The sequence below is a fragment of the Streptacidiphilus sp. MAP12-33 genome (assembly GCF_041261265.1).
Taxonomy (GTDB): Bacteria; Actinomycetota; Actinomycetes; order Streptomycetales; family Streptomycetaceae; genus Streptacidiphilus.
The window spans coordinates 24,470-41,116 of sequence record NZ_JBGCCA010000050.1; the positions used below are offsets into that span (position 1 = coordinate 24,470).

Here is a 16,647-nt window from a genome sequence, read left to right on the forward strand (position 1 = left end):
CGGCGGCCTCCGGCCGCGCGGCGCTCGCCCGCCGGGCGGGGGACAGGGCACGATAGGGCGCGATGACCACCCTGCCCGACCCCTCGCCCGCAGCACCGGACGCGGCACCGGACGCCGTGGAGCCCTCCGCCGAGGAGCCCACCGGCGGCTTCCTGGTGCGCCTGGACAACTTCGAGGGTCCGTTCGACCTGCTGCTGAGCCTGATCGCCAAGCACAAGCTCGACGTCACCGAGGTCTCGCTGTCCAAGGTGACGGACGAGTTCATCGCCCACATCCGGGCGATGGGCCCCGACTGGGACCTCGACCTGGCCAGCGAGTTCCTCGTCGTCGCCGCGACCCTCCTCGACCTGAAGGCGGCCCGGCTGCTGCCGGCCGCCGAGATCGAGGACGAGGAGGACCTGGCCTTGCTGGAGGCTCGCGACCTGCTCTTCGCCCGCCTGCTGCAGTACCGCGCGTACAAGCGCGTCGCCGAGATCCTCGCCCAGCGCTGGGAGGAGGAGCGGCTGCGCCACCCCCGCACGGTCGGCCTGGAGCCGCAGCACGCGGAGCTGCTGCCGGAGGTGGTCATCTCCATCGGCCTGGACGCCTTCGCGAAGCTGGCCGCCAAGGCGATGGAGCCGAAGCCGAAGCCGGTCGTCTACGTGGACCACATCCACACCCCGAGGGTGTCGGTGCGGGAGCAGGCCGAGCTCGTCGTGGCGCTGCTGCGCGAGCACGGCGAGGTCAGCTTCGGGCGGCTGGCGCAGGACGCCCCGGACGTGCTCACCGTGGTGGCGCGCTTTCTCGCGCTGCTCGAGCTGTACCGGGAGAAGCTGCTCGCCTTCGACCAGCCGCAGGCGCTGGGCGAGTTGCTCGTCCGCTGGGTCGCCGAGGGCGAGGTCGAGGTGGCGGCGGACCTCGGCGACGAGTTCGACGCGTCGGCCCCGGCGGAGGAGCCGGAGAACGGCAAGGGCACCAAGGGCAAGGAGCGCCACCCATGACGGACGACCCCACCCCCCGCCGCCGCCTCGGCCTTCCCGGCCAGGCTCGTCCGGGCGAGCATCTGGAAACGGTCTTCCGCGACGAGCTCCCCCCGAAGGACGACGACGCGCCGCTGCCCGGCTACCCGCTCACCCGGCAGCAGGCGGCGGCGGTCGACGAGTGGTCGGCGGGTGAGTGGGTCGAGCCCCTCGCCCGCGAACCCGAGCCCCTCGCCCGCGAACCCGAGCCCCTCGCCCGCGAACCCGAGCCCCTTCCGGCGCCTGCGGCGAGCGCCGCCGCGCCGGCACCGAACGAGCCGCAGGGCTGCCGTCCGCCGGAGGCCCTGACACCCCCGGCGGAGCCGGTGGTCGAGGTGCCGGTTGCGGCGCTCACGGCTCCGGTCGAGCCGCCCGCCCCGGCGGACGTGCCGGCGGTGCCGGCGGCGCGGGGTGGGGGGCGGCGGGCGGCGGCCCCCGTCGCCGGCGACGGCGAGGAGGCGGACATCCTCGCGGGGATCCCGCTGAAGGCCGCGCTCGAAGCCGTGCTCATGGTCGTGGACGAGCCCACCACCGCCGCACGGCTCGCGGAGCTGCTGGAGCGGCCCAGGAAGCTCGTCGCCGCCGCCCTCGCCGAGCTGGCGCAGGAGTACGACGACCAGCAGCGCGGATTCGAGCTCCGCTTCGTCGCCGGGGGCTGGCGTTTCTACACCCGCGCCGTCTGCGCGCCCGTCGTGGACCGGTTCGTGCTGGACGGCCAGCAGGCCCGGCTGACCCAGGCCGCGCTGGAGACGCTGGCCGTGATCGCGTACCGCCAGCCGGTCTCGCGCTCGCGCGTCTCCGCCGTCCGTGGTGTGAACTGTGACGGCGTGATGCGTACCCTGGTACAGAGAGGTCTGGTCGAGGAGTCCGGCACGGAGCCGGAGACTGGGGCTTACCTGTACCGGACCACTCACTACTTCCTGGAACGGATGGGGCTGCGCGGCCTGGACGAGCTGCCGGAGCTGGCCCCGTTCCTCCCCGAGGCCGACGACGTGGAGGCGGACTCGCAGGAGGGGTCTGCGATCGCCGACGCGGTCGCGGCAGCAGATTGACAGGCAGCCGCCTGACAGACGACGGACGACGAACAGACCGGGCAGCGGGTTTTTGATGCGTAGCGGTAACAGCAGGAACAGCAGCGGCGGCGGTGCCCGCAAGGGCGGCCAGGGTGGCGGCCAGGGCGGAGCCCGCGGTGGCCAGCAGGGCGCCCGCCGCGGCGGTGGCGCGGGCAAGGGGACGCCGCGCCCCGAGGAGCGCCGCTACGACCGTCCGGAGTTCGGCGGCGGCCCCGACGCGCAACCGCAGCCGTGGAAGCGCGGCTCCGGCTCCGGCCAGGGCGGCGGCCCGCGCAAGACCGCGCCCTCGCGGCCGCGCGAGCTCCAGGCGCGTGTCGAGGACGCCGTCCGCGCGCGGCACGACCGGCCGTCCAAGCCGAACGCGCAGAGCGAGCTCGAGGGCGAGCGCCTGCAGAAGGTGCTGGCCCGGGCGGGCATGGGCAGCCGCCGTGCCTGCGAGGAGCTGGTCGAGCAGGGCCGCGTCATGGTCAACGGCGAGGTCGTGCGCGAGCAGGGCAAGCGCGTGGACCCGGACAAGGACAAGATCGAGGTCGACGGCCTGACCGTCGCGACCCAGAACTACCTCTTCTTCGCGCTGAACAAGCCGGCCGGCGTGGTCGCCACCATGGAGGACCCGGACGGCCGCCAGTGCCTGGGCGACTACGTGACCAACCGCGAGACGCGGCTGTTCCACGTCGGCCGCCTGGACACCGAGACCGAGGGCATCATCCTGCTCACCAACCACGGTGAGCTGGCCCACCGCCTCACCCACCCGAAGTACGGCGTCAAGAAGACCTACCTCGCCGCCATCCAGGGCCCGATCCCGCGCGACCTCGGCAAGCAGCTGAAGCAGGGCATCGAGCTGGAGGACGGCTGGGCCAGCGCGGACGACTTCAAGGTCATCCAGAACGTCGGCAAGAACTACCTGGTCGAGGTGACCCTCCACGAGGGCCGCAAGCACATCGTGCGCCGCATGCTGGCCGAGGCCGGCTTCCCGGTGGAGAAGCTGGTCCGCACCCAGTTCGGCCCGATCGCGCTGGGCGACCAGAAGTCCGGCTGGCTGCGCCGGCTGACCAACCCGGAGGTCGGGCAGCTGATGAAGTCCGTCGGGCTGTGACGAGATGACCCAGGTGGTGTCCGGTCGGGGCCGGCTCACGCCCGAGCGCGAGGCGGAGCTGTACGAGCACGTCATCGAGCTGGTGCGGGAGCACGGCTACGACTCGCTGACGATGGACGCGGTCGCCGCCCGGGCCCACGTCAGCAAGGCCACCCTGTACCGGCAGTGGCAGGGCAAGCCGCAACTGGTCGCCTCGGCGATGCGGCACACCAAGCCGCTGCCGTACGACGGGATCGACACCGGCACCCTGCGCGGCGACCTGTTCGCCCTCGCGGACGCCGGGGTCGACCTGGAGCACGACACCGTCTTCATGAGCGCGGTCATGCACGCCGTGCAGTTCAACGAGGACCTCGGCGCCGCGCTGCGCACCATGCTCGTCGAGCCGATGCTGCGGGTGCTGCAGCAGGTGCTCGACCGGGCCGTCGAGCGCGGCGAGGTGCGCGCGGACGCGGCGGCGGGGGAGTTCCTGGCCCACGCGCTGGTGGGCGCACTGCCCGGCCGCAAGATCGTCGAGGACCGCTTCGCGGACCCGGAGTACATGAAGCGCTACGTCGACGCGGTGGTCCTTCCGGCGCTGCTGAACAGCTGAACCGGACGGCTGACGGCTGAGACGCCCGTCACACGCGCCCATCGAAACGAAATCGTTTCGATGGGCGTATTCTTCTTTCGGAAGAGTACGAAACCGTTTCGTTCGGAGCGTTCGCATGTCCCAAGCACAGACAACCCTCGCGGCCGAGCGGACCGGTGCGCAGCCCGCCGGAACGCACGGCGGCCGCCGCTGGTGGGCGCTGGCCGTCATCGCCCTCGCGCAGCTGATGGTGGTGCTCGACGGCACCATCGTGAACATCGCGCTGCCCTCCGCCCAGCAGGACCTCGGCTTCTCCAACGCCGACCGGCAGTGGGTGGTCACCGCCTACGCGCTGGCCTTCGGCTCGCTGCTGCTGCTCGGCGGACGCCTCGCCGACCTCTTCGGCCGCAAGGCCGTCTTCCTGGTCGGCGTCGGCGGCTTCGCGGCCGCCTCCGCGCTCGCCGGATCCGCCGGGGACTTCTCCGTCCTGGTCACCGGCCGCGCTCTGCAGGGCCTGTTCGGCGCGCTGCTCGCGCCCGCCGCGCTGTCCATCCTCAACACGACCTTCACCGACGCCAAGGAGCGGGCCAAGGCCTTCGGCATCTACGGCGCCATCGCCGGTGCGGGCGGCGGTATCGGCCTGCTGCTCGGCGGTCTGCTGACGGAGCACCTGAACTGGCGCTGGACCCTCTTCGTCAACCTCTTCTTCGCGGCCCTCGCGCTCGCCGGCGGTGCCACCTTCCTGCGCAACGGCGCCCGCGCCGACCGCCCCAAGCTGGACCTGCCCGGCACCGTGCTGGTCTCCGGCGGTCTCTTCGGCCTGGTCTACGGCTTCTCCAACGCCGAGAGCCACAGCTGGGGCTCCCCGCAGACATGGGGCTTCCTGGTCGCGGGCGGCCTGTTGCTGGCGGTCTTCACCTGGTGGCAGACCCGCGCCGCGCACCCGCTGCTGCCGCTGCGCGTGCTGACCGACCGCAACCGCGGCGCGTCCTTCCTCGCCTCCGGCATCACCAGCGCGGGCATGTTCGGCGTCTTCCTCTTCCTGACCTACTACCTCCAGGAGACGCTCCACTACAGCCCGGTGCAGACCGGCCTCGGCTTCCTGCCGATGATCGGCGCGCTGATGGTCTCCGCGCAGCTGGCCACGCTCGTGCTGCTGCCCCGGATCGGCCCCAAGCCGCTGGTCCCGTTCGGCATGGCGCTGGCCGCCGTCGCCATGGTCTGGTTCACCAACCTGGGCCTGCACAGCTCCTACGCCTCCGCGGTGCTGCCGCCGCTGGTCATCATGGGTTTGGGCCTCGGCCTGATCATGCCCACCGCGATGAGCCTGGCCACCGACCGGATCGACGAGCGGGACGCGGGCGTCGCCTCCGCGGCCGTCAACACCACCCAGCAGATCGGCGGCTCCATCGGCACCGCCCTGCTGAACACCCTCGCCACCAGCGCGGGCACCGGCTACATGGCCGGGAGGACGCCGACTCCGGTCAACCTGGCCGACGCCCAGCTCCACAGCTACGCCACCGCCTACTGGTGGTCGGCCGGGTTCTTCGTCGTGGGCCTGGTCCTCTCGGCGGTCCTGTACCGCCGCGGGAAGATCGCCCAGGACGCGAACGCGCCCGTCGCGGTCCACATGTGACGGTGCTTCATGTGGGCGTGACGGGCGCGTCGGTCTGACGGCGCTCAGGGTGCCAGGTCAGGCGGCTGGATCAGGCGGCCGCCTGCTGCGCCTGCTGGATCAGCAGGTGGGCCTCCTTGACCAGGCGGTCCGCGGTGCGGTCGTCGATCCGGTGGTGGCCGGTGGCCGCACCGTCCAGGACCGTGGCGATCTGCCTGGCGAGCGCGTCGCGCTCGTTGCCCAGCGTGGTGAGCGTGGCCTCGTCGGCCAGGTAGGTGGCGTCACCCGCCGAGGTGGAGGAGACCCCCTTGTTCGACAGCGTCAGCGTCGCCGCCGCGAAGGCGCCCACGCCCGCGTCGATCTGCTTGTAGGCGGCGGCCAGCTGCGCGTACTGGTGCTCGCTGGCGCGCAGCGTGCCGTGCAGGGCCTTGCCGTCCAGGAAACCGGTGAGCACCACGCCGTCGCCGCGGTAGTCGCTGCGCAGGCCGGTCAGCGCCAGCAGCGTCGGCCGGATGTCGGTGTGGTCGGACCAGACCTTGTTCGTGACGCCCAGGTGCTTCACGCCCGGACCGGCCAGGCCCAGCCAGGTGGTGTTGATGTCGGACGAGAAGTCGCCGTGGTTCCACGCGTAGGCGGGACCGAGCGCCACACAGGCCGAGTTGCAGTTCGCCGCGGCGCCGTAGACGTAGTAGTTCGGGTCGGCGAACGAGGTGAACGTCGGCGTGCGGGCCGCGTCACCGGTGACCATGTGGAGCAGCTTCATCTCCGTCTGGTCGGCCAGGTACTTGTTGACCGTGTCGGTCTTGCCGGAGATCGGATTGACCGCCGTGACCTTGGCCCAGGCCTGCTCCAGGGAGCGGGTCGCCGGGTCCGTCTGGGACGGGTCGCCGGTGACGTAGAAGTTCGGCGCGGAGTCCGCGTGCAGCTTGAACGGCGTGGTCACGCCCTGCTGGGTGGCCAGCAGGCCGTTGGCGTTCGCGTTGATCTCGCCGACCTGCGCGTAGGTGCAGGGCACCGTGACGCCGTCGCAGTTCGCGGGGGTCGGCGCGCCGCCGACGAAGTGGTCGTTCTCGTCGGAGGTCACCACGAAGTCGGTGTTCTTCGTGGTGATGCCGTCCTTGGCGAGCCGGGAGAAGAAGGCCGCGAAGGCGTTGTCGTAGGTCTTCAGCTGCGCCACGTACCCGGCCTCGCCCGGACCGAACGCGCCGTAGGGGGCCGCGTGGCGGTCGTGCGCGTCGGAGATGTACGCGAAGGTGACCGGCACGCCGGACTCCTGCATCTGCGCGACGTAGCCGAGGGAGTTGGCGGCGCTCATGCCGTCGAAGCCGGGGAAGCCCGGGTTGCCGGCGCTGTCGGTGATCGGCGTGCCGTCGGTCGACCTGACGACGCCCGTGCTGGAGATCGCCGGGTCCACCGCCTTGGCGCCGAACAGCGCCTGGTAGCCCTTGTAGCCGCCCGGCTCGTCGGGCAGCAGGTCGGGGGAGGCGTTCGCGCCCGCGCCCTTGCACAGCGCCGAGTTCTTCGCGCAGTGCAGGCCGATGCCGACGTAGTCGGTGGTCGCCTTGTTCGGGTCGGCCTTGGCCTCGGCGGCCTGCGGCGAGTTGGCGCCGAAGACCTTGTTGATGTCCACGGTGGTGTTCTCCAGCACCGTGTTGGCCACCGACACCGCGCCGTAGTCGCAGCCCGCGCGAGTGTAGGAGACCCACGGCGCGGGGGTGTTCTTGCCCTGCGGCGTCACCATCGTGTAGCTGGAGTCGCTCGGGGTGGGCACCGAGGAGTCGGCCACGCCGTCGGTCCAGTAGGCGAAGCTGGCCGCGCTGTTGGTGCTGCCGTCCGGGTTGTAGTACCGGTACGAGTTCGCCACGGCCTGACCGTGCCGGTCGCCGTACAGGCCGGTCAGCGACGTGAGGATGTCGTTGCCGGTGTGGGCGATCAGCGGCGTGTGGTGGTTGGTGTCCACCACGCCGTTGGAGGTCAGGAAGTTGAGCAGGTGCGGCATCTGCTCCAGGTCGGACGGGACGTTCGGGTTGTCCCGGGTGAAGTGCACGTTGTCGAACTGCAGGTAGATCACGTGCTTGAGGCCGGGATTGTTCGAGTCCAGCCGACAGCTCGCGGAATGGTGCTGCGCGGCGGGCTGCGTCGCCGCCGTGGCGGGCAGCGCCGCGGCGCCCCCGATACCCAGCCCGGCGGCCACCGCCAGGGCCACAACCTTGCTCGTGCGCATCCTGCTCCCTCGTAGTCGTCTCGTGTCCATGACGCGCGTAGAACGTGAGGCATCACACTGGCACGCGAGGGGGCGGAACGAAAGAGGGCCGACAGGTACACCACATGTCCCGCATGTGAATTGACGGGAAATCAGCCCGCCGCGAGAAAGGGGCTCAGCTCCAGACGGCGAGCGTGGCCCACAGGCCCTCCGCGTCGCGCCGGGCCTCCAGCATCCCGACCACGGCGGCCCGGTTCACCGGCCCGTAGACGTGCGGATACGTGCCGCCGTCCTTCGCGTCCTCCCACCGCACCGGCGCGTCGAGCAGCGCCTCGTCGAGCAGCAGCACCATCAGCGGCCCGCGCGCGTTCGCGAAGCGGGCGTTCGCCACCGACAGCGCCTGCTCCTCGTCGGCGGAGCAGTGGATGAAGCCCTCCAGTGCCAGCGAGGCCGTGGTGTAGGGGCGGTCCGGATGTTCCAGCCAGGCGTCGAGCGGCGTCAGATGGAAGAGCATGTCCTGTTTGTACCCCAGTCGGGGCCGGTCGAGTAGTGCGGTGTCACGTGGGTGTGCCGGAACCCTGCGCGGGCGGGTGCCGCGTGATGAACTATGTGCCATGGCACACGATGCAGACCACGGTTCTGAGAACGTCACGAGCCCGGCGGACCGGATCGCCCGCGCGCGGACCGCCGCCCGCGCCGCCGGACTCGACGCCCTGCTCATCACCCCCGGCGCCGACCTGCGCTACCTCACCGGCTACGAGGCCCTCCCGCTGGAACGCCTCACCTGTCTCGCCGTCCCCGCCGAGGGTGCGCCCTTCCTCGTCGTCCCGCTGCTGGAGAAGCCCGCCGCCGAGGCCTCGCCCGTCGGCGCGCTCGACCTGGAGATCGTCTCCTGGCGCGAGACCGAGGACCCCTACGCCCTCGTCGCCTCCCGCCTGCCGCGAGGCCTCGCCCGCGTCGGCCTGGACAACCACATGTTCGCCGAGAAGGTCCTCGCCTTCCGCTCCTCCCTGCCCGGCGTCGAGCAGGCCCTGGCAGGCGGCGTCCTGGGCGAGCTCCGGATGCGCAAGAGCGCGGCGGAGGTGGCCGCGCTGCTGGAGGCCGCCGAGGCCATCGACAAGGTCCACTCCGCGATGGAGGAGTGGCTGCGCCCCGGCCGCACCGAGGCCGAGGTCGGCCGCGACATCGCCGACGCGATCATCGCCTCCGGCCACGCCCGCGTCGACTTCGTCATCGTCGCCTCCGGCCCGAACGGCGCCTCCCCGCACGCGGAGGTCTCCGACCGGGTCATCGAGGCCGGAGAGCCCGTCGTCGTCGACATCGGCGGCACCATGCCGTCCGGCTACTGCTCCGACTCCACCCGCAACTACTGCGTCGGCCGCCCGCCCGCGCGCTACGAGGCCCTCTACGAGGTGCTGCTGCACGCGCAGAAGGAGCAGTGCGACGCGGTCGCCCCCGGCATCACCGCCGAGCAACTGGACGCGGTGGGCCGCGACCTGATCGCCAAGGCGGGATACGGGGACTACTTCATCCACCGCACCGGCCACGGCATCGGCCTGGAGACCCACGAGGAGCCGTACATCGTCTCCGGCAGCCCGCTGGCCCTCGAGCCCGGGATGGCCTTCTCCATCGAGCCCGGCATCTACCTCCCCGGCGAGTTCGGCGCCCGCATCGAGGACATCGCCGTCTGCACCCCCGACGGCGGCGAGCGCCTGAACCTCACCAGCCGCGAGCTCAGGATTCTGGCCGGCTGAAGGTGCACCATCCAGGGGCGCGGGGCTCGGCCGATATGCGGAGTCGCCGCGAGGGCGCGAGGCGGAGCCGCACATCGGCAGAGCCTCGCGCCCCTGAGCCGAGGGGTTCCACCCCTCGGACACAGGTTTCCGCTGCGTGTCCGTCCCGTTACCGTGGCGATCGTCGGCATCGCCGACCGGATCGGACTGCGCCCCGACCCGGTCGGCTGTTCGGCCGTCGCGACGCCCGCAGGCGACTTCAGCCAGAATGTCCATCGAAGGCCCACCGCACCCCGAGGACGTACCCCGCATGCGCACCGCCGTCGTGATCGGCACCGGACTGATCGGCACCTCCGCCGCCCTCGCGCTCAGCGCCCGGGGGATGACCGTCCACCTGCGGGACGCGGACCCGGACGCGGCCCGCACCGCCGCGTCCCTCGGGGCCGGCACCACCGAGCCGCCGACCGGCCAGGTCGACCTGGCGATCATCGCGGTCCCACCCGCGCTCGTCGGGCGGGTCCTCGCCGAGGTCCAGGCCGAGGGCCTGGCCCGCGCCTACACCGACGTCGCCAGCGTCAAGGACGGCCCCCGCCAGGACGTGCTCGCGCTGGGTTGCGACACCACCAGCTACGTCGGCAGCCACCCCATGGCCGGCGCCGAGCGCAGCGGCCCCCTCGCTGCCCGGCCCGACCTCTTCGAGGGCCGCACCTGGGTGCTCACGCCCCTGCCCGACACCTCGACGGACACCCTCAACACCGCCCTCGAACTCGTCGCTCTCTGCGGGGCCGTCCCCGTGCTGATGGACGCCGCCGCCCACGACCGCGCCGTCGCGCTCGTCTCCCACACACCGCAGGTCGTCGCGTCCCTGATCGCCGCGCGGCTCGAGCACGCCGCCGAGAACGCGGTGCGCCTCGCCGGGCCCGGCATCCGCGACACCACCCGCATCGCGGGCTCGAACCCGGCGATGTGGGTGGAGATCCTCAGCGCCAACGCGGGCGCCGTCGCCGACACCCTCGACGACCTCGCCGCCGACCTCACCACCGCCGTCGCCGGGCTGCGCGCGCTGCAGGCCGCCGACGAGGACAAGCGCGGCGAGGGCGCCGTCACCGTCGAGGACGTGCTGCGGCGCGGCAACGCCGGACGGGCCCGGATCCCCGGCAAGCACGGCGCGCCGCCCACCCGCTACGAGGAGCTCGCCGTCCTCATCGGCGACCAGCCGGGCGAGCTCGCCCGCCTCTTCGCCGACGCGGGCAGCGCCGGGGTCAACATCGAGGACGTCGCCATCGAGCACTCCACCGGGCAGCAGGCCGGTCTGGTCAAGATCAGCGTCGCGCCCACGACCATACCGACTCTCTCCGCGGCCCTGCGCGAGCGCGGCTGGCACCTGCGCTAGGCGGCCGGCACCCGCGCCGGGCGGGCCCTGAGCGGCCCCGGCGCGGGCCGCAGGCCGGAAGCGGCCGGACGGGTGGTCGCGGACGGTAACCTTGACGTGGACCCCTGCCCCCGCGTTCCGAAGGAAGCCGCCCCGTGGACAACTCCTCTGCCCCGGTCGTCGTCGTGCTCGACGGCCCCGCCGGCACCGGAAAGTCGACCGTCTCGCGGGAGATCGCCGCACGCCTCGGCCTGAGCTTCCTGGACACCGGCGCCATGTACCGGGCCGTGACCTACTGGATGCTGGCCAACGAGGTCGACGTCGACGACTCCGACGCGGTGGCGGTCGCCTCCGACAAGCCCGCCGTCGTCTCCGGCACCGACGCCGAGGGCCCGACCATCACCGTCGACGGCGTCGACGTCTCCGGGCCGATCCGCGAGCAGGCCGTCACCGCGGCCGTCAGCGCCGTGAGCGCGGTGCCCGAGGTCCGCAGCCGGATGGTCGAGCTCCAGCGAGCCTCCGCGGTCGCCGCGCCGCGCGGCATCGTCGCCGAGGGCCGGGACATGGGCACCGTCGTCTTCCCGCAGGCCGACCTGAAGGTCTTCCTGACCGCCTCCGCCGAGACCCGGGCCGCCCGGCGCGCCGCGCAGCTCGGGATCACCGACACCGACGAGATAGCGGCCATCCTGGTGGACATCAACCGCCGCGACGCCGCCGACTCCGGTCGCGCCACCGCGCCGCTGCGCAAGGCCGACGACGCCGTCGAGGTCGACACCAGCGAGATGAGTCCCGAGCAGGTCATCACGCACATCATCGGGCTGGTGCGCGACCGCGCCGCCGCCCGGCTGGGCTGAGCGTCGCCGGCCGACGCCGCCCCCCATGCCACACGACAGCCGAAGACGAGAGTTGGCACCGCGCACATGAGTAACGAGAACGCCGGGCACGTGGCCGGGCACGGCGAGCTGGACGCCGCCGAGTACGCCGAGTTCATGGAGCTCGCCGCCGAGGAGGGCTTCGACCTCGACGAGGTCGGCAGCCTCGACGACGAGCACCTGCCGATGCCCGTGCTCGCCGTCGTCGGCCGCCCGAACGTCGGCAAGTCCACCCTGGTCAACCGCATCATCGGCCGCCGTGAGGCGGTCGTCGAGGACCGCCCCGGCGTCACCCGCGACCGCGTCAGCTACGACGCCAACTGGAACGGGCGCCGGTTCAAGGTCGTCGACACCGGCGGCTGGGAGATCGACGCGCTGGGCCTGGAGGGCCTGGTCGCCCAGCAGGCCGAGCAGGGCATCGAGGCCGCCGACGCGGTCCTGTTCGTCGTCGACGCCGTCGTCGGCGCGACCGACACCGACGACGCCCTGGTCAAGCTGATCCGCCGCTCCGGCAAGCCGGTCGTGCTGTGCGCCAACAAGGTCGACGGTCCCTCCGCCGAGGCCGACGCGGCCGCGCTGTGGAACCTCGGCCTCGGCGAGCCCTGGCCCGTCTCCGCCCTGCACGGCCGCGGCTCCGGCGACATGCTCGACGCCGTCCTGGAGGCGCTGCCGGAGGCCCCCAAGCAGGAGTTCGGCACCCTCACCGTCGGCGGCCCGCGCCGTGTCGCGCTGATCGGCCGCCCGAACGTCGGCAAGTCCAGCCTGCTGAACAAGGTCGCCGGCGAGGACCGCGTCGTCGTCAACGAGCTCGCGGGCACCACCCGCGACCCGGTCGACGAGATGATCACGCTCGGCGGCAAGACCTGGAAGTTCATCGACACCGCCGGTATCCGCCGCCGCGTCCACCAGACCGCGGGCGCGGACTTCTACGCCTCGCTGCGGACCGCGGCCGCGCTGGAGAAGGCGGAGGTCGCCGTCGTCCTCGTCGACGCCAGCGAGACCCTCACCGAGCAGGACACCCGCATCATCTCCATGGCCGTGGACGCCGGGCGCGCGGTCGTCATCGCCTACAACAAGTGGGACCGCCTCGACGAGGAGCGCCGCTACTACCTGGAGCGCGAGATCGAGCAGGACCTGGTCCAGGTCCAGTGGGCGCCCCGGGTCAACGTCTCCGCCCGTACCGGCCGTCACATGGAGAGGCTGGTCCCGGCGATCGAGGCCGCCCTGGAGGGCTGGGAGACCCGCGTCCCCACCGCCCGCCTGAACGCGTTCCTCGGCGAGCTGGTCGCCGCCCACCCGCACCCCGTGCGCGGCGGCAAGCAGCCCCGCATCCTCTTCGGCACCCAGGCCGGCACGAAGCCCCCGCGCTTCGTCCTGTTCGCCTCGGGATTCATCGAGGCGGGCTACCGGCGCTTCATCGAGCGCCGCCTGCGCGAGGAGTTCGGCTTCGTCGGCACCCCGATCTCCATCTCGGTCCGCGTGCGCGAGAAGCGCTCGAAGAAGAAGTAGCGGCCCTTACGCGGACCCGGGCGGCAGCGAGAGTCGGCTGCGGTGCCGCCCGGCGGTCTGCGGCGCGCTGGGCGAGGCGAAGTCGGCGAAGTAGGGGAGCTTGAAGTTCTCCTCCCCGGTGCGGTCGCCCGGCAACGAACGGAAGAGCCGCCGGAACTCCGCGTAGAGCGCGTCGTAGATCGGCGTGTCCCGCTCGGCGTTGCGCTCGAACGCGGGACGCATGGCCGGAATGGCGCTGGTCGCCGGCCAGGCGAAGCGGGGCGTGGTGGGGGTGGGGTACGTCTCGAAGGCTTGCACGCCATGGCCAACGAGAGGCGACCTACAAAGATGCGGGTGCACTCCCCAGGGCGCGGGGCTGTGACACGCGCGGCTCCTCCGCGCGGGCGTGACCGGGCCGCGCCCCCTGCCTGGGCGTGACCGGGCCGCGTACGCTCCCGCAGGTGGTGGCACCATCCAGGGGCGCGGGGAACTGCGCGACAAGCCACTGATGAGCAGATGGTCCTCAACGCGCAGGGCCATCCGCACAGGGTGGTTTCCCGCGCAGTTCCCCGCGCCCCTGGATGGTGCCACGTGCCCTTCGTCCAAAGGCTCAGGTTCCCGCGAGCGGCAGGGTCGCGCCCAGCAGCAGGCCCTTGCGGGAGGCGTTGTCCAGAGCGTGCCGGAGCAGGTCCTCGCGGGGCTGGCGCCCGACGCTGCCGTGCGGCGCGGCGTACATGATGACCTCGGCCTGCTGCGAAGCGGCACTGCGCCAGGCGTCCGTCACCTGCAACGGCGCATGCGCCTGCCACCAGGCGTTCGTGCCGCCGCCCGGCACGGGCTGGAGAACGGCGTGGAGCTGGCCCATGGCCATCAGCACCGACCAGCCGCGCAACTGGGCGGGCGGCTGTTCGACCTCGACGATCGGCTGGAAGCCGTGCTCCAGCAGCAGTTCCACGAACGTGTCCTCGCCCACCGACGTGCCGGGCCGGCCGACCGGCCCCGTCGGCTCGACGACGAGCGCGGCACGCGGCACGCCCTGACACAGCACCAGGCCGCAGGTCACGCCGAGGACCGCGGGGGCGACCTGCCCGCCCGCGGGGCTCGGCACGCTGTCCGGGACGTGCAGCTCCGGCGCGGGCGCGACCGGCGCCGCCACGCCGGGCGTCATCGACGCGCTGATGGTCCGGACCGCGCCCTGCAACTGCTCCTCGGAGACCTCGACCACCTGGGAGGGGATGCACCGGGCGTGGGCGAAGGCCAGGACCGCCGTCTCCTCGCCGACGAACAGCACCGTCGCCGTCGGCTCCTGCGTCACGTCGCCGGGAGCGCGGCAGGAGGTGCAGTCGTAGCGGTCGGGTGCGGTGCCGCCGCCGAGCAGGCGATCGGCCTCGTCGTCACCGATCTCGGCACGGACCTCGTCGCTGACGTCGATCATGCGCTGCACGAATGACTCCTCGAATCGCGGGGGCCGGAGCGCGACTGCCCGGCCGTGATGACAAACGCACGGATGTGCCCGGGGTCACGGTTCAGGTGTTCCGAGCACGGGAAAGAAGTGCGATTCGGTCACGCGCGGGCAACCGGGGGTGACCCTCTGTCTACCGTGTGGGGCACCTCACGCGGACTCAGAGCCCGTTTTCTGTGACTCAGGTCACGAAACCGCTCCGTTGACGCTTCGACAAAAGTCCCAAACCGGACATCCGGTGTCGATTTCCAAGATTTTTACTTCCGGTAACCGCAGCCTGAGCTGCGACTTCGCTTCGGCGGTTGAGTCTCGCCCCCCGGCTTTCCTACGGTCGTTGACGTCGGTGCAACGAGCACCACCCGGGTTCGCCCGCCAATGCACAGCCCTGCGGCGCAACGTCGCGCAGCACGAGGCAGTGCCCGCCGCCGCTCAGGACAGGTCGGCGGCGAGTGGCGGGGCGAGGGTGCGGACGCGCAGAGCGCGAAAGCCGCCCACCCGGGACTGTCGAAAGGCTTTTCATGAAGTTCCGCGTTCGTACCGCTGCCATCACCGCCACCCTCATCGCGGCCCCGGTCGCCGGTCTGCTCACCGCGACCGCCGCCTCCGCCGCGTCGGTCTCCACCTGGGACGCGGTCGCGCAGTGCGAGTCGGGCGGCAACTGGTCCATCAACACCGGCAACGGCTACTACGGCGGTCTGCAGTTCGACGCCAGCACCTGGGCGGCCTACGGCGGCACCCAGTACGCGTCCACCGCCGACCAGGCCACCCAGGGTCAGCAGATCTCCATCGCGGAGAAGGTCCTGGCCAACCAGGGTCCGGGCGCCTGGCCCGTCTGTGGCCCGCAGGCCGGTCTGAGCCAGGGTGGCGCGGCGGCCTCCGTCGACACCTCCTCCTCGAACTCCTCCTCGTCGAGCAGCTCGTCCTCGGACAACAGCGCGTCGGCCTCGCAGGACACCTCCAGCTCCACCCAGCAGAGCGCCCCGGCCCAGGCTCCGGCGCAGACCCCCGCCCCGGCGCAGACCCCCGCCCCGGCGCAGAGCTCCGGCTCCTCCTCGGGCAGCTACACCGTCCAGTCCGGTGACACCCTGAGCGCCATCGCGGCCGCCCACGGCACCAACTGGCAGTCCCTGTACGCCGCCAACAAGGCCGTCATCGGTGGCGACGCGAACCTGATCCTCCCGGGCCAGGTCCTGAACCTCGGCTGAGGCAGCACGCTCCCGGTTGTCCGACGACAGCAGCGCGACCCACCGCCCCGTCCGGGCGGTGGGTCGCGCTGCTGTCGTGCGTTCGGGTGAGTCCACGGCGTGGCGATTGATACGACAATCGGACTGCTGAGAGAGGCGACGTAGCGTCAGCTTCCATGGGCATAGCTCGAAGACGAGTCCTCGCCGGCGGGGCCACCGCCGCGGCCATGCTGCTGTGCGTGCTGCCGATGGTCTCTGATGCCGCGTCCGCGCAGGCCCCGGTCTCGATCTGGGACCAGCTCGCGATGTGCGAGAGCAGCGGCCGCTGGCACATCGACACCGGCAACGGCTTCTACGGCGGCCTGCAGATCTCCCTGGAGACCTGGCGCGAGGCCGGCGGCACCCGCTACGCCTCCCGTCCCGACCTGGCCACCAAGGCCGAGCAGATCGCGGTGGCAGAGGTCATCCTCGCCTGGCAGGGCTGGGACGCCTGGCCCAGCTGCTCCCGCGACCTCGGCCTCTACGGCCGCCCACCGGTCGGCGTCACCCACAGCCCGACCCCGAAGCCGTCGCCCACGCCGACCGTGAGGCCGAGCGTGAAGCCGACACCGACCGTCAGGCCGACGGTGAGGCCGTCGCCGAGCGTGAAGCCGTCGCCGAGTGTGAAGCCGTCGCCGAGCCCGACCTCGACGCATCGGCCCGCCCCCATTCCCACGCCGACCGTCAGGCCGACGGTGAGGCCGACTCCGACGTCGAGTGTGAGGCCGTCGCCGAGCCCGACGTCGACGCATCGGCCCGCCCCCATCTCCACGCCGACCGTCAGGCCGACGGTGAGGCCGACTCCGACGTCGAGCGTGAAGCCGTCGCCGAGCCCGTCGCCGACGCATCGGCCGACCTCCGTGCCCTCGCCCGTGCCGACCCCCGCCCCGACGCGGCCTCCCGCGCCCGCGCCGACGCCGACCCCTACCCTGCCGGTCACCGTC

At 72.3% G+C, this 16,647-nt stretch carries 15 protein-coding genes and 1 pseudogene; 11 read left to right on the forward strand and 5 right to left on the reverse strand.

What is annotated here, in order from left to right; genetic code table 11:
• Positions 1–62 precede the first annotated feature (62 nt).
• From ABH931_RS35980 to ABH931_RS36000, 5 genes are all read left to right on the forward strand, one after another.
• A complete protein-coding gene (locus ABH931_RS35980) occupies positions 63–980 on the forward strand; it encodes a ScpA family protein (RefSeq protein ID WP_370123212.1) in 918 nt (305 codons plus the stop codon).
• A 482-nt stretch (positions 981–1,462) separates the two neighbouring features.
• On the forward strand, positions 1,463–2,050 hold the full coding sequence (gene scpB, locus ABH931_RS35985) for an SMC-Scp complex subunit ScpB (protein ID WP_370123306.1): 588 nt from the start codon (positions 1,463–1,465) through the stop codon (positions 2,048–2,050).
• A gap of 55 nt (positions 2,051–2,105) precedes the next feature.
• Positions 2,106–3,167: a pseudouridine synthase gene (locus tag ABH931_RS35990; protein ID WP_370123214.1), complete on the forward strand. Its 1,062-nt coding sequence runs from the start codon at positions 2,106–2,108 to the stop codon at positions 3,165–3,167.
• A gap of 4 nt (positions 3,168–3,171) precedes the next feature.
• Positions 3,172–3,756 (forward strand): TetR/AcrR family transcriptional regulator, encoded by a 585-nt coding sequence (locus ABH931_RS35995; protein WP_370123217.1) that lies wholly within the window; start codon positions 3,172–3,174, stop codon positions 3,754–3,756.
• Positions 3,757–3,871: 115 nt separating this feature from the next.
• Positions 3,872–5,371 (forward strand): MFS transporter, encoded by a 1,500-nt coding sequence (locus tag ABH931_RS36000; protein WP_370123220.1) that lies wholly within the window; start codon positions 3,872–3,874, stop codon positions 5,369–5,371.
• Positions 5,372–5,441: 70 nt separating this feature from the next.
• Here ABH931_RS36000 and ABH931_RS36005 read toward each other — a convergent pair whose 3' ends face one another.
• Entirely contained in the window at positions 5,442–7,574 is a 2,133-nt protein-coding gene (locus tag ABH931_RS36005; protein ID WP_370123223.1) for a hypothetical protein, read from the reverse strand.
• Positions 7,575–7,728: 154 nt separating this feature from the next.
• A complete protein-coding gene (locus ABH931_RS36010) occupies positions 7,729–8,067 on the reverse strand; it encodes a DUF952 domain-containing protein (RefSeq protein WP_370123225.1) in 339 nt (112 codons plus the stop codon).
• Between the two features lie 100 nt (positions 8,068–8,167).
• Between ABH931_RS36010 and ABH931_RS36015 the strand changes: the two genes are divergently transcribed.
• The 4 genes from ABH931_RS36015 (at position 8,168) to der (ending at position 13,039) form a co-directional block, all read left to right on the forward strand.
• On the forward strand, positions 8,168–9,307 hold the full coding sequence (locus ABH931_RS36015) for a M24 family metallopeptidase (protein WP_370123228.1): 1,140 nt from the start codon (positions 8,168–8,170) through the stop codon (positions 9,305–9,307).
• 289 nt (positions 9,308–9,596) lie between these two features.
• Positions 9,597–10,679: a prephenate dehydrogenase gene (locus ABH931_RS36020; RefSeq protein WP_370123231.1), complete on the forward strand. Its 1,083-nt coding sequence runs from the start codon at positions 9,597–9,599 to the stop codon at positions 10,677–10,679.
• A 134-nt stretch (positions 10,680–10,813) separates the two neighbouring features.
• Complete coding sequence (gene cmk / locus ABH931_RS36025) at positions 10,814–11,512, forward strand: (d)CMP kinase (protein ID WP_370123234.1); 699 nt, start codon at positions 10,814–10,816, stop codon at positions 11,510–11,512.
• A 66-nt stretch (positions 11,513–11,578) separates the two neighbouring features.
• Positions 11,579–13,039, forward strand: a complete 1,461-nt coding sequence (gene der, locus ABH931_RS36030; RefSeq protein WP_370123236.1) for a ribosome biogenesis GTPase Der — start codon at positions 11,579–11,581, stop codon at positions 13,037–13,039.
• A gap of 6 nt (positions 13,040–13,045) precedes the next feature.
• Here der and ABH931_RS36035 read toward each other — a convergent pair whose 3' ends face one another.
• Both ABH931_RS36035 and ABH931_RS36040 read right to left on the reverse strand, forming a co-directional pair.
• Positions 13,046–13,336: a hypothetical protein gene (locus ABH931_RS36035; protein WP_370123238.1), complete on the reverse strand. Its 291-nt coding sequence runs from the start codon at positions 13,334–13,336 to the stop codon at positions 13,046–13,048.
• 292 nt (positions 13,337–13,628) lie between these two features.
• A complete protein-coding gene (locus tag ABH931_RS36040) occupies positions 13,629–14,462 on the reverse strand; it encodes a hypothetical protein (RefSeq protein WP_370123240.1) in 834 nt (277 codons plus the stop codon).
• Positions 14,463–14,998: 536 nt separating this feature from the next.
• Here ABH931_RS36040 and ABH931_RS36045 point away from each other — a divergent pair.
• A complete protein-coding gene (locus ABH931_RS36045; RefSeq protein WP_370123242.1) occupies positions 14,999–15,685 on the forward strand; it encodes a transglycosylase family protein in 687 nt (228 codons plus the stop codon).
• 227 nt (positions 15,686–15,912) lie between these two features.
• Positions 15,913–16,155: pseudogene (locus ABH931_RS36050) on the forward strand (transglycosylase family protein); the annotation flags it as partial.
• 29 nt (positions 16,156–16,184) lie between these two features.
• Here the strand turns inward: ABH931_RS36050 and ABH931_RS36055 are convergent.
• Complete coding sequence (locus ABH931_RS36055) at positions 16,185–16,643, reverse strand: hypothetical protein (protein WP_370123312.1); 459 nt, start codon at positions 16,641–16,643, stop codon at positions 16,185–16,187.
• Positions 16,644–16,647: the final 4 nt, after the last annotated feature.